Origin of the sequence: Limnohabitans planktonicus II-D5 (genome assembly GCF_001270065.2) — a bacterium.
Taxonomy (GTDB): Bacteria; Pseudomonadota; Gammaproteobacteria; order Burkholderiales; family Burkholderiaceae_C; genus Limnohabitans_A; species Limnohabitans_A planktonicus.
Genome location: NZ_LFYT02000039.1, coordinates 21,820 through 34,734, shown reverse-complemented (window position 1 = coordinate 34,734; position 12,915 = coordinate 21,820). Strand labels below are relative to the sequence as shown.

Annotated in this window: 11 protein-coding genes; 3 read left to right on the top strand and 8 right to left on the bottom strand. The window is 56.4% G+C overall.

Features of this window, described 5'->3' with window-relative positions:
* Window positions 1-755: 755 nt before the first annotated feature.
* Genes H663_RS39325 through H663_RS41765 form a run of 3 tightly spaced genes read right to left on the bottom strand, consistent with a single transcriptional unit; the run spans window position 756 to window position 3,492 of the window.
* A complete protein-coding gene (locus H663_RS39325; protein WP_053169737.1) occupies window positions 756-2,195 on the bottom strand; it encodes a tetratricopeptide repeat protein in 1,440 nt (479 codons plus the stop codon).
* Entirely contained in the window at window positions 2,195-2,857 is a 663-nt protein-coding gene (locus H663_RS39320; protein WP_053169739.1) for a hypothetical protein, read from the bottom strand. Before H663_RS39320 ends, H663_RS39325 begins: the two co-directional genes overlap by 1 nt.
* Window positions 2,854-3,492 (bottom strand): hypothetical protein, encoded by a 639-nt coding sequence (locus tag H663_RS41765; protein WP_053169741.1) that lies wholly within the window; start codon window positions 3,490-3,492, stop codon window positions 2,854-2,856. Before H663_RS41765 ends, H663_RS39320 begins: the two co-directional genes overlap by 4 nt.
* 270 nt (window positions 3,493-3,762) lie before the next feature.
* Here H663_RS41765 and H663_RS41760 point away from each other — a divergent pair, with 270 nt between their 5' ends.
* Window positions 3,763-4,452, top strand: coding sequence for a S1 family peptidase (locus H663_RS41760; protein WP_165803960.1), 690 nt, complete (start codon window positions 3,763-3,765; stop codon window positions 4,450-4,452).
* Window positions 4,453-5,451: 999 nt separating this feature from the next.
* Here the strand turns inward: H663_RS41760 and H663_RS41755 are convergent.
* Window positions 5,452-5,895, bottom strand: a complete 444-nt coding sequence (locus H663_RS41755) for a hypothetical protein (RefSeq protein WP_165803959.1) — start codon at window positions 5,893-5,895, stop codon at window positions 5,452-5,454.
* 20 nt (window positions 5,896-5,915) lie between these two features.
* Here H663_RS41755 and H663_RS41750 point away from each other — a divergent pair, with 20 nt between their 5' ends.
* The gene (locus H663_RS41750; protein WP_165803958.1) at window positions 5,916-6,137 is read left to right on the top strand and encodes a hypothetical protein; all 222 of its coding nucleotides are present in this window, start codon (window positions 5,916-5,918) and stop codon (window positions 6,135-6,137) included.
* 507 nt (window positions 6,138-6,644) lie between these two features.
* On the opposite strand, the gene H663_RS39300 is transcribed toward H663_RS41750, so the two are convergent.
* Complete coding sequence (locus tag H663_RS39300) at window positions 6,645-7,706, bottom strand: hypothetical protein (protein WP_133240071.1); 1,062 nt, start codon at window positions 7,704-7,706, stop codon at window positions 6,645-6,647.
* A 239-nt stretch (window positions 7,707-7,945) separates the two neighbouring features.
* On the opposite strand from H663_RS39300, the gene H663_RS39295 reads away from it, so the two are divergent.
* The gene (locus H663_RS39295) at window positions 7,946-9,031 is read left to right on the top strand and encodes a glycosyltransferase (RefSeq protein WP_083451042.1); all 1,086 of its coding nucleotides are present in this window, start codon (window positions 7,946-7,948) and stop codon (window positions 9,029-9,031) included.
* A gap of 605 nt (window positions 9,032-9,636) precedes the next feature.
* On the opposite strand, the gene H663_RS39290 is transcribed toward H663_RS39295, so the two are convergent.
* The 3 genes from H663_RS39290 to H663_RS42560 all read right to left on the bottom strand — a co-directional run bounded on the left by H663_RS39290 (window position 9,637) and on the right by H663_RS42560 (window position 12,887).
* Window positions 9,637-10,803 (bottom strand): nucleotide sugar dehydrogenase, encoded by a 1,167-nt coding sequence (locus H663_RS39290; protein ID WP_053171440.1) that lies wholly within the window; start codon window positions 10,801-10,803, stop codon window positions 9,637-9,639.
* A gap of 74 nt (window positions 10,804-10,877) precedes the next feature.
* Window positions 10,878-12,305 (bottom strand): mannose-1-phosphate guanylyltransferase/mannose-6-phosphate isomerase, encoded by a 1,428-nt coding sequence (locus tag H663_RS39285; protein WP_205872756.1) that lies wholly within the window; start codon window positions 12,303-12,305, stop codon window positions 10,878-10,880.
* A gap of 450 nt (window positions 12,306-12,755) precedes the next feature.
* Window positions 12,756-12,887: a hypothetical protein gene (locus H663_RS42560; RefSeq protein WP_420844067.1), complete on the bottom strand. Its 132-nt coding sequence runs from the start codon at window positions 12,885-12,887 to the stop codon at window positions 12,756-12,758.
* Between the last annotated feature and the right edge of the window lie 28 nt (window positions 12,888-12,915).

The window sequence follows — 12,915 nt, the reverse complement described above, 5'->3', positions numbered from 1 at the left end:
TTCACGGGTCAGTGATCGTTGGGCTTGAGGGGCCGTTTAAGGCTTTTGATTTCGCACCCATGTCGGGGTCTTCGACCACCGACATACAAAAAACCAATGCCCCGTAGGTCGGCACTCGAAGAGTCCGACGTTTGTGGGCTTGGGCGCTATCCTGATTCAACGTTTGTGGGCTTCACCAGGCCCATGTCGGGGTCTTCGACCATCGACCTACAAAAAACCAATGCCCTGTAGGTCGGCACTCGAAGAGTCCGACGTTTGTGGGCTTGGGCGCTATCCTGATTCAAAGTTTGTGGGCTTCACCAGGCCCATGTCGGGGTCTTCGATCACCGACCCACAAAAAACCAATGCCCCTGTAGGTCGGCACTCGAAGAGTCCGACGTTTGTGAGCTTGGGCGCTATCCTGATTCAACTTTTGTGGGCTTCACCAGGCCCATGTTGGGGTCTTCGACCACTGACCTGCAAAAAACCAATGCCCCTGTAGGTCGGTACTCGAAGAGTCCGACGTTTGTGGGCTTGGGCGCTATCCTGATTCAACGTTTGTGGGCTTCACCAGGCCCATATTGGGGTCTTCGACCACTGACCTGCAAAAAACCAATGCCCCTGTAGGTCGGCACTCGCAGAGTCCGACGTTTGTGGGCTTGGGCGCTATCCTGATTCAACGTTTGTGGGCTTCACAGGCCCATGTCGGGGTCTTCGACCATCGACCTACAAAACACCAATGCCCCGTAGGTCGGTACTCGAAGAGTCCGACGTTTTCAGTTTTGCAAATGCAGGCTGTGGCGTTCGCAAAACAACTCGCCAGCAAACACCTTGACCTTCATGCCCATGGCGGCGGCTTCACGGGCAGTCAGGCCGCTGCTGTAGGGAAAGGTGTCAATCATCCACTCGTGGCGTCCCAAAATTTCCAGCGCTTCGCGGTGGCTTGCGGGACAAATGAACTCTACCCCGGCCGTGCCCAAGGCCTGAAGCACTTTTTGGCGGGTTCGTTCAAAACGGAATTGGTGGTGCACAAAACGCTTGGGGCCGGGCAATTTGGCCAGCCAGGCCAAAAAGCCACGGGACAATTTGGCGGGGTTGGAAAAAATCACGGGTGTGCTGTGTTTGTGCTGGGGCACCGAGGGCATATAAGGCGGCGGTGTGTAGGTGGCGTAGCCGCCCGGAATGTTCACCAAGGGCTCTGTGTACAGGTGCTGAAACCGTTTGGGCGACTGCCATTCATCGCCGATCCAGCCGTCAAAGGTCTCCAGCCCCGTGGTCAGGCTTTGCCCCCCTACCCACTTGAACATCTCGCGTGCAGGCTTGGCCGACAAAGCCTTCAGACCCATCGGGTCCATCCAGCCGCCCAGGTCGAACAGCACATCGATGTCGGCCTGATGGATGCGCTGGGCCAGGGCCTCGGCGGACAAGGTCTGCACATCCACCCATTCGGTGGCCAGGTCTTTGAACTGCTCGGTGGCCCAGTCCGATTGGTAGCCCCGATTGAAGACCACGATGTCCGAGCCCTTGGCCACATGGCGCCATCCGGCAATCGTCAAAAAATACACCGGCGAAGCCGAAAAATGTGGCGACAGCAAGGCCACGCGGGGGCGCAAACCGCCCGGCCCTGGCTTGCGCTCTTGTGGGGTGATGGTCTGAGTCGTCAACACCCCCTCAGGCAAGCGCAAATGACGCCGGGAAAAAGCCTTGACCGCATCACTGAGCACCTGCGCCGTGCTGTCGCGGTCATACACACTGGCCATCAGCAAAGTCAGTTGTGCATCTTCGCCATGCTCCGGGCTTTGCAACAAGGGGCGCACCCACTGCATGGCCTGCAAAGGCAAGCCAAACACATTGATGGCCAAATCGGCCCGGGCCAACAAGGCCTCGCCGTTGTCAGGCTGGGTTTGCAAGAGCTGCGCAAACGCCGCATCTGCGGCCTCGGGCTGCTTCAGGGCCTTGAGCGCCTTGCCTTGCACCATGCGGCTTTGCCACAGTGATGGCGACAAATTCAGGGCTTGTTGGGCGTGGCGCAGTGCCGCGTCATGCCGCCCCAGCGCCAATTCGCACAAACCCAGGTTGTGGTGCACCTGGGGAGATTGCGACCCGCTTTGAAGGGCCTGATAAAAGCCCTGGTGCGCCTGCAACCAGCGCCCGGCATTCATGGCCTGCTGCGCGTGTGTGAGCAGTTGACGCAGGGCCTGTTCTTGGGGGCTCATCAGTGCAACAACTTTCTGCGCGGGAGACTGTCGCCGGGCGTGAGTTCATCGAGTGGGTCTGGGTCGGGCAGGGCTTGGGCCGATGCCGCCTGACCTGGTGCAGGCTTGATGTCGGGGTTTTCGATCGCCGCCCCGCGAGAAAGAAGCCGGTCTTTGGTTGCCCGCCCTTCATCATCCATCGCGGGCTGCGTGGCCAAGCCAGCAGTGGGCAAAACACGCAATGCCCAGCGGGCGGCATCGTTCATTTTGTGCATCAGCAACTGGATCTTGCCCAGCAAATCGTCGCTCAGGCGCAGGCTGAGGTTTTGTCCTTTGGCCAATTGCAGCAACAGCAGCGGCACGTCATCCTGCAAACCCGTCTGCACGGCTTTGACCAACACCGGATCGGCCCCCAAGGGCAAACGCGAAGCCCCTTCAAACTGGGTGTAGCTGGCGTTTTGCTGCAAAGCCTGTTGCTGCAATTGCGCCACCGCCTGGGCCTGCTGCACCTTGTGGTTGCGTGTCAGTTTTTTCACCGCCAGTGCCTCGGTCTGCTGCATCAAGCCGCCCACCACCGCCCGCGTGAGCCACAGCCGATACTCTTCATGGGTCAAGGTGGTCAGGCGCAGCATCACCCGGTCCTCATCGGTTACATAACTGGCATTGATCTGGCGGATGCTCATGCAAACAAACCCAACAAGGCAGGATCAGTCACGCGCTGCCCAAAGCCCTGGCGGGCACGCGCCTTGAACAAGCTGCGGTCTTCGGCACGCACCGTGGCGCGGTCCTTGCCCCAGTCCACTTCCATCAACACGCTGTCGGGTTCATACACATAAGCCCCCTGCTGGCGCGCCACCAAAGTCAGCTCCACATCGGCAAAGTGGCTGCGGTAACCCGGAAAAAACAAATCCCCCCCGTACACCGTTTGCGCCCAAGCCCGCGAGGCCAGACCAAACGATGCCAATTGACCATGCCACTTGCCGTCGTTAAAGCCCAGCAGTGCGGCAGAAGGTTTTTGCAAAGCACGCAGCGCCAGGGCCATCCAGTCCCGGCCAGCAAAAGCATCTTGGGCCAGATAACCAAACCATGGGCTTTGAGAGGCCCGAAACACCTGATTGGCTACGTCCACAAAGCCCATGCGATCTACATCGAGCACCGCCACCATCAAGCCATCAGTTTGGGCGCGAGAACATGCCAGGTCCATGGCCCGCTGGGCCGCCTGCACATCGGTGCACGGCATCACCATCAATGGCCCGGCACTGACCAGCCTGGGCGCTTCTTGAGCCAGTTCACGCGCGTCGATCAAGAGCGATTGCACAAACGACCTCCCCGGCAGCGAAGCCCCAAAATCCTGAGTGGAACCAGAAATGTGTACATTGCAGACAAGTTTACCCCTTGCCAACCGACTGATTTCATGCCTTTGACCTTGCTCATGACACCCATACGGAACCGCTGGCACCAAGCATCAGGTCGCAGCGTCGCCCTGTGGCTGTGCGCACTGCTGACGATGCCTTGCGTTAGCCACGCGCAAGACAGCGAAGTCCCCCCTCCTCCTCCCCCATCTGCCACCCTACCGGCGGCACAAGCCGTGAGTTGGGGCACCGGCTTTGTGGTCAGCGAAGGTTACGTTCTGACGGCGTTGCATGTGGTCAAAGGCCGCACCAGCGTGCTGGTCGGCCCGGTGGGACACAACTCCGCTGGTCAGCCGCGCTGGGCACTGGCGCAAGTGCTGCAAACTGACGCCGTGTTGGACCTGGCCTTGCTCAAAGCCCGCATCGAACTGCCGCCACTGGCCTTGTACCCCGGCACACAAGTCCCCCTGGGCCTGGAGGTCAGCGTGATTGGCTACCCGCAACCTCGCATTCAGGGCATGAGCAAAAAAATCACCCAAGGCATCATCAACGGCTATCGCAACGAAAACTCCAACAACACCGAGAGCGGGTTCATGCAAATCAGTGCCGAAGTCTCGCAAGGCAATTCGGGGGGCCCGGTGCTCGGGCCAGATGGCACGGTGGTGGGCATGGTGCAACGCAAGCTCAACACCCCAAAAATCGCAGAGCGCACACAGGACCTGCTGGTCAACGTCAACTACGCACTGCGCTCTTCACTTCTGATCCAGTTTTTGCAAACGACACCTGTCACGGTCAGACAGCAAAACCTGTCGCTGAGCACCGTGTTGAGGCCTTATCAGCTCTACGAACAAACACACAACTCCGTCGTGTCCATCATCGCCAGAGGCGCCAGCCCCATCGCTGCCCCCCAAACGATTCCTCAGTGATCCGGCACGCTGAAGTTTGAAATGTATGAGACATGTCATCTCGTAGTTCGTTACTCGCAGAGTCCGACATGATGGGTTTCGCCGCAGGCCCATGTCGGAGTCCTCGACCGCCGACCTACAACATCTTTGCGCATTGAAGTTTGAAACGGGTGAGCGATGTCACCTCGTAGGTCGGTACTCGCAGAGTCCGACATGGTTGGTTTCGCCGCAGGCCCATGTCAGGGTCTTCGACCGCCGACCTACAACATCTTTGAGCATTCAAGTTTGAAACGGGTGAGCGATGTCAGCTCGTAGGTCGGTACTCGCCGAGTCCGACATGTATGTTTGGTTTCGGCACAGGCACATGTCGGGGTCTTCGACCGCCGACCTACAACATCTTTGAGCATTCAAGTTTGAAACGGGTGAGCGATGTCATCTCGTAGGTCGGTACTCGCAGAGTCCGACATTTTTGGTTTCGCCGCAGGCCCTTGTCGGGGTCCTCGACCGCCGACCTTCAACATCTTTGAGCATTGAAGTTTGAAACGGGTGAGCGATGTCATCTCGTAGGTCGGTACTCGCAGAGTCCGAAATGTTTGGTTTCGCCGCAGGCCCATGTCGGGGTCTTCGACCACCGACCTACAACATCTTTGCGCATTGAAGTTTGAGACTGGTGAGGGATGTCATCTTGTAGGTCGGTACTCGCAGAGTCCGACATTTTTGGTTTCGCCGCAGGCCCATGTCGGGGTCTTCGACCGCCGACCTGCAACATCTTTGCGCATTGAAGTTTGAAACGGGTGAGCGATGTCAGCTCGTAGGTCGGTACTCGCAGAGTCTGACATGATGGGTTTCGCCGCAGGCCCATGTCGGGGTCTTCGACCGCCGACCTACAACATCTTTAAGCATCGAAAACTTCACAGATCAGGCACGCTGATGTTTGCATGAGCGCTTTTTTGTGGGAGCTGCTCCCTCGCCGCGTTGGAGCCTCACAGTCCACCAGACATCGCCCCGAGGGCGGGGCACCTACTTTTTACTCAAACGCTCAATGATTTGTCCAGCGACGACGGTCACCAATTTGGCATTGAACTCGTTTTTTTGAAAATGCTCAGAACGCATCATCTGCGCCAAGGCCTGCTCTGCTGACTGTCCGGGCAAAGGCTCCAAAGGCTGGGCCTGCGGCTCTGGCCAGAAAATTCTTTTTGCAGCCTCAATATCGCCCTCTGTGACCGATGGCATCCCGACTAAATTGTCTGGAATTTTCTTGCGCACTTCAATGGACGTTGCCACCTCCAACAAAAGTTTGACGTGCTCGGGTCTTTGCAAAAATTCCGGCGACATGACAAAAGTGCTCAGCAAATTTTCTCGCGACATGCCCAGGCGCGGCGCAATGACCGCTTCTGATTCCGGATCACGCCGCAAGAACAAGCGATATGCCGCGATCACTTCATCTCTACCGATAGCCGGCACCGCAGGCTTATCAACAAGCTGTGCGGGTGCGGGTGCGGGTGCTGGCGTTGGTTCAGGTGTTGGCGTTGGTTCAGGGGTTGGTGTGGTCTCTGGGGTTGGTGTGGTCTCTGGCGCTGGCTTGGGCTCTGCCGCTGGCTTGGGCTCTGGCGCTGGCTTGGGCTCTGGCGCTGGCTTGGGCTCTGGCGCTGGCTTGGGCGCTGGCGCTGGTGCGGGCTCTGGCACTGGTGCAGGCGTGCCAGTAAAACCAGCCAAGATGCCAGCGGCGTCTTGCAAATCACCCTTGGCCGCCTCCCTCAATTGCGCCTGGACCTGAGCCACCGCTGCCTCGACCGGAAACGGTGCAGGCTCTTTCTCTGGCTGCTCCATCGCGGGCACCATAGGCGTAGGACTTTTTTTCCCAAACAACGAAGACAAGAAACTCATACACCACCCCTATTTCACAACGGCCCAACGGCCCCAATGCCGAAATTATTGATTCGGCACACTGAAGTTTGAAACACTTGCAACTTCACCCCGTAGGTCGCTGGCGACAGAGCAAGCTTGCAGCCTGAGCCGAAGTCCGCAGTGTCCGATCTGACGATGCCGACCTATGGTTCCGGCACGCTGAAGTTTGAAATGCGTGAGACATGTCACCTCGCAGGTCGCCACTCGCAGAGTCGGACATGATGGATTTCGGCACAGGCCCCTGTCGGGGTCTTCGACCGCCGACCTACAACCTCTTTGAGCATTGAAAACTTCACCGGGCCGAATCAAGAGCCAAATTTGACTTCAATCGGCGTGATGGCACGCAAGTACTTTTCACACCAAGCCTTGCCATTGGTCTGACTCAAGTACAGGTTACGGTAGTTGACCCAACAGGCAGCCAACCAGGCGGACTGGGTTTTATGCGCCACATCTTTCATCTCGCGCAACAATTTCAGGTGAACATTCAATTCCCGTTCCCGCTCGGGCAAAGCCACTTTGTAAGCCTTGAGCCCCTTGCCTTCGCTGCGCATGAACACCATGAACAAACGCTCCACAATGAACGGGATGTAGGTCGCCCCCGCATGCAAAGCCTTGTCATCAGCCACTTTGGAGTGAATCAGATCCCGAATTTTGGGGTCCAATCGCTTGTCTGCCGTCACCAAGACCCGTTTGACAAACGGTATGAACAAACTCCAAAACTTCTGGGACGCGACGAAATAATTGGCCGCTGAAAAATTGCTCGAAGGCTCAATGGCAGTCAACTCTTTGTCATCCAAACCTGCGGCTGCATAGAACAGTCGAACCAATTCTAGGAATTGAGGATGTGACACCTCCCCTTGCACCCACATGTTGTGATAAATGGCCTCGTTATTGGGATGTGGATTGCAAAAATAAACGTCATAGCCCGGGTGGTCCACAATCTGTTTGACCAATTCAGCACCTTGCATGCCGGTCTTTTCTGCAAATCGCCAGGACAGCGCACCCCAAAGTTCGACACCCTGTGTCGCTGCATTGCGCTGCAATTGCTCGAAGACATTGAACTCCATCAGTTCCGATGAATTGCGGCTGTTGTCCAGCGGATAGAAAGCCGGGTCCAGCAATTCCCGCTGCCAACCCTCAAAGTAAATCTGGAAAATCCTGATCGGTGAATTCAATGCACGCGGTGGCTCTTGCGACAACTTGCGCTCCAGTTGAGCTTCCACCTCTGGCTTGGGCCCTGAAGCTTCAGGCAAATCGGGCGTGCTGGTCTTTTCATCCTCTGCAACTTGAGCTGGCGCCGCTACTGGCGCTGACCCGGGGGCGAGAGAATTGATCGCAGAGACGCTGACTGCATTTGGGCTTGGCATGGCAAGCGCGGCTGCATGATCCGGCACCGCACCTTGCGTCACAGGCTTTACGGGTTCAGCCGCTGCGGGCTTACCAGATACCGGTTTGGAGGGCGTCTTGCCTGGGCTTAAAGTTTTTTGAGCCACAGGTTTGACCGCATTTTTTTTCTTGGATGTCGCCAATTTTGTTCTCCTGCACCTGCAAAACTTTATGCAGGCATTGATTCTGGAATTTACAAGTTTAAACCTACACTTCCCATATGAGTGCCCCCCCCGGATTCAATCTTGTAGGCTACGCCACTTCACCCATGGGACTGGGTGAGGATTTGCGTACTTTTGCGGCCATGCTCGACCACCTGGGCATTGCTTTTTCGGTCATCGATGTGCCCACCGATGTTCAAGGCCGCGTGCAAGTTTCATGGCGGCACATGACCACACAAGACCACGCCACCAGCATTTTTTTCATGGCCGCCACGGAGTGTGAACGACTGGTTCGCCTGCATCCCAAACTGCTCACACAGCCCCAAAAAAAGGTGGGCTATTTTCTCTGGGAACTTCCGGACTTTCCTGCCGATCAAGTCCCTGCACTCCAGTTGATGGACCACATCTGGTGCCCCACCCGATTTGTGCAACAAGCCTTTTTTGCCCAATCGCGACAACTCACTTTGGCACTGCCCTTGCCTGTCGTGCAACAAGCTGGCCGGGGCGTGGACTTCAGGAAGAAGCTCAAAATCCCGGCCCATGCTTTCGTGTCACTGTATATGTTCGACCTGCATTCGACACTGCAAAGAAAAAACCCGCAGGCAGTGCTGCGGGTTTTTCTGGAAATGGCCCAAACCTGTCCTGATGCCTACCTCATCCTCAAAATCAGCCGGTGGCAAAACATGGGGCCAGATGCCTTGAACTGGCTGCCCCGGCACCCTCGCATCAAAGTGATCAAAGACACCTTGGAGCCCAGTGAATTAAGCGATCTTTACGCCAGTTCTGATTGCTATTTGTCCCTGCATCGCAGTGAAGGTTTTGGCCGCACCCTGGTTGAAGCGCTGCAAAACGGCCTGTATCTGGTGTGCACGGATTTTTCAGGGCCTCAAGATTTTGTGACAGCCGAAAACACCCTGCTGGTCAACTGGACCCGCTCAGAAGTCAAGGCCCACGACTACCCTAACCTCACGGTCAAAAGCTGGTGGGCCGAGCCCGATGAAACCCACGCCTTGAAGCGCTTGCACGAAGCCCGGGAAAAGTCCCGAACAGGACGCAATCTGGCGGGTCTGGCCTTGCAGCAACAATTCTCTTACGAAGGCCTGGCAAACAAGTACAAGCCTGTTTTGCAAACGTACCTGCGATGAAACAGCGGCTGTTGATCCGGCCCTGAGAAGTATTCAATGCTCAAAGAAGTTGTAGGTCGGCGGTCGAAGACCCCGACATGGGCCTGGGGAGAAACCCATCATGTCGGACTCTTCGAGTACCGACCTACAAGATGACATCGCTCACCAGTCTCAAACTTCAATGCTCAAAGATGTTGTAGGTCGGCGGTCGAAGACCCCGACATGGGCCTGTGCCGAAACCCATCATGTCGGACTCTGCGAGTGCCGACCTACAAGCTGACATCCCTCACCCGTTTCAAACTTCAATGCGCAAAGATGTTGTAGGTCGGCGGTCGAAGACCCCGACATGGGCCTGTGCCAAAACCCATCATGTCGGACTCTGCGAGTACCGACCTACGAGCTGACATCGCTCACCCGTTTCAAACTTCAATGCTCAAAGATGTTGTAGGTCGGCGGTCGAAGACCCCGACATGGGCCTGCGGCGAAACCCATCATGTCGGACTCTGCGAGTACCGACCTACGAGATGACATCGCTCACCCGTTTCAAACTTCAGCGTGCCGTCTCAAGAGTTGCTGCGGGAGTTGTCGACATACCCATCGCAGCTGACAGGAAAATTCGCCTGCTCTCAGTCCGAACCGAATAAATCCCGCGTGTAGACCTTGGCAGAGACATCGGCCAAATCATCTGTCTGGCGATTGGCCACAATCAGATCGGCTCGCTGCTTGAACACAGCCAGGTCCTGAATGACCTCGGAGTTGAAAAAGTGTGACTCTTGAAGCACAGGCTCATACACCACCACTTCAACCCCTTTGGCCTTGAGCCGCTTCATGATGCCCTGCACACTGCTGGCCCTGAAATTGTCGCTGCCCGCCTTCATGACCAAACGGTAAATGCCCACCACCTTGGGTTTGCGCTTCAAGATATCAAAGGCCACAAAGTCTTTGCGGGTGCTATTGGCATCGACCACCGCACGAATGATGTTTTGCGGCACTTGCGCATAGTTGGCCAACAACTGTTTGGTGTCCTTGGGCAAACAAAACCCACCATAACCAAAAGAAGGATTGTTGTAATGGTTGCCAATGCGCGGGTCTAGACATACCCCGTCAATGATCTGCCGCGTATCCAGCCCCAAAGACGCCGCGTAACTGTCCAGCTCATTGAAATAGGCCACGCGCATGGCCAGGTAAGTGTTGGCAAACAGTTTGATGGCCTCGGCCTCTTTGCTGTCGGCAAGCAACACAGGCATGTCTTTTTTAATGGCCCCTTCGACCAACAAATCAGCAAAGGCCTGCCCCCTCTCGGAACGCTCCCCCACCACAATGCGGCTGGGATGCAAGTTGTCCTGCAAGGCCTTGCCTTCACGCAAAAACTCTGGTGAAAACAACACGTTGTGCGTCATGAACTTCAAGCGCACGCGTTCTGTAAAACCCACGGGCACAGTGGACTTGATCACCATCGTGGCCTGTGGGTTGATGGCCAACACGTCCGCAATCACCGACTCGACCGACTGGGTGTTGAAACAATTGCTCACCGGGTCGTAATCCGTTGGTGTGGCAATGATCACAAAGCTCGCCCCCTGGTAAGCCTCTTCCTTGCTCATCGTCGCCTTGAAATTCAGTGGCTTGTTGGACAAATAGTCCGCCATCTCCACATCTTCAATCGGCAACACCTTGCGGTTGAGCTGCTCCACCTTGGACGCCACCACATCCAGGGCGACCACCTCATGGTTTTGGGCCAACAAAATGCCGTTGGACAAACCCACATACCCCGTTCCAGCGATAGCAATTTTCATCAGGCTCGCATCAAAAAAATCAATCAACCAACCTCACAAGCCCATCAACCGGCATGCGAGCAAAAGCAGCCTCATTACGCACGACCGTACTGGTCAGAAAATCTCACAATGTCGTCCTCGCCCAAATAAGACCCCGACTGCACCTCGATCAAATGCAAAGGCAGCTTGCCCGGGTTTTCGAGCGAATGCACCACCCCGACCGGGATGTACACCGATTGGTTTTCGGTGATCAACTTCGTCTCATCGCCTATGCACACACTGGCCGTGCCCGATACGACCACCCAATGCTCGGCACGGTGGTGGTGCATCTGCACCGACAACTTGGCACCGGGCTTGACCACAATGCGCTTGACCTGAAAGCGCTCGCCACTGTCCACAGAGTCATAAGACCCCCATGGACGAAACACCTCACGGTGCACATCCACCTCGGGCCGCTTTTGCGCCTTCAGGCGATCCACCACTTTTTTCACATCCTGGGCTTTGTCCTTGTGGGTCACCAGCACAGCGTCTGATGTTTCTACAACCACCAACCCATCCACCCCAATCAAGGCCACCAAACGGTTGTCTGCATGAACATAGCTGTTGGTCACGCCTTCCAGCAAAACATCACCGCGTGTTGCATTGCCCTGATCGTCTTGCGGCAACACTTGCCACACCGCAGACCATGCGCCCACATCGCTCCAACCCGCATCGAGCGGCACCACCACGGCCTTGGCGGTCTTTTCCATCACCGCGTAATCGACCGAATCAGATGGGCTTTGGGCAAAGGCTTCTTTGTCCAGTCGCACAAACTCCAGGTCTTTGCTGCCCAGACGCCAGGCGGCCTCGCAGGCTGCGAGCATGGCCGGATTGTGCTGCGCCAACTCTTGCAAAAACACCGATGCCTTGAACATGAACATGCCACTGTTCCAGGTGTAGCTGCCCTCTTGCAGATACGCCTGTGCCGTTGCCAGATTGGGCTTTTCAACAAACTGGGCCACGGGCACTGCCGCATTGGCGTTCAGTGCCTGTGCGGCCTTGACATAGCCATAACCCGTCTCGGCATGTGTGGGCACAATGCCAAACGTCACCAAGGCCCCAGCTTCAGCCGCTTGCAAGCCCACGCGCACGGCATGGTGAAAAGCGGGCACATTGGCAAACGTGTGATCAGACGGCAGCACCAGCAACACCGGATCATCGCCTCCTTCTTGCGAAGCCAATGCTGCGACGGTGATGGCGGGCGCCGTGTTGCGAGCGACAGGCTCCAGCAAAATGCTCAAGGGCTCAATGCCCGCCTCTCGGCATTGCTCGCCCACCAAAAAGCGGTGGTCATTGTTGGCCACCACAATGGGCCGCATGACATCGGCCGTGATGCCCTGCAGCCGCTGCAGCGTGAGCTGAAACAGCGAGGCATCTTCGGTCACCCCCAAAAACTGCTTGGGACGCAAGGAACGCGACAGAGGCCACAAGCGTGAGCCACTGCCGCCGGACAACACCACTGGAATTAATGGAGACATGTGCATTTAGTTCAGATTTACGAAGTTCATTCAATGGAGGCAAACAACATTTGCCATTCTTCCTCTATGGCATCTAAGACAGCCTCAGGGACAGTGCTGGCAAACTTTTTGCGCCGATTGGCCTACACCTTGCACTTGTTTTGCAAGCAAGCCATCCGTCGTTGCCGTCACTCGCGTACCGCCCCCCGCCTCGCATACGTGGATGGATCAAACGCCGTCAGCTCCAAATGCGAATGAAGATAGGCGTAACCCAGGAGGCTCATATTTTCTTTCGGAGGAAAAGATTTTCTTAAAAAATCATTATCTTCCAAATATTTTCTGAACAACTACCGAACACGGTCTCGGATATGTTGTTGCCATGTTCAGCAGCGCGTGTTGTTTGGCTTTGCTGGGGTCGCCCAGCAAGGTTTCCAACTCGGTGGGGCGGAAATAACGTGGGTCGGTACGCACCACCACTTAGCCCACGTTGGGTGCAGGGGCGTTGTCGCCGGTGATGCGGGCCACCTTGGCCGTTTCGTTCACGCCCTCGCCTTCAAAGGTCAAGGTGAGGCCCAGTCGCTGGGCAGTTTTGTGGAGATAAGAGCGCACTGAATATTGAACGCCTGTAGCAATTACA

What these genes read in the sequence shown, in the direction of transcription:
- H663_RS39325 (WP_053169737.1), bottom strand. Translation starts at nt 2,195, where the DNA reads ATGAGCCCCCAAGAACAGGCCCTGCGTCAACTGCTCACACACGCGCAG.
- H663_RS39295 (WP_083451042.1), top strand. Translation starts at nt 7,946, where the DNA reads ATGAGTGCCCCCCCCGGATTCAATCTTGTAGGCTACGCCACTTCACCC.
- H663_RS39285 (WP_205872756.1), bottom strand. Translation starts at nt 12,305, where the DNA reads ATGCACATGTCTCCATTAATTCCAGTGGTGTTGTCCGGCGGCAGTGGC.
- H663_RS39290 (WP_053171440.1), bottom strand. Translation starts at nt 10,803, where the DNA reads ATGAAAATTGCTATCGCTGGAACGGGGTATGTGGGTTTGTCCAACGGC.
- H663_RS39320 (WP_053169739.1), bottom strand. Translation starts at nt 2,857, where the DNA reads ATGAGCATCCGCCAGATCAATGCCAGTTATGTAACCGATGAGGACCGG.
- H663_RS39300 (WP_133240071.1), bottom strand. Translation starts at nt 7,706, where the DNA reads ATGCCAAGCCCAAATGCAGTCAGCGTCTCTGCGATCAATTCTCTCGCC.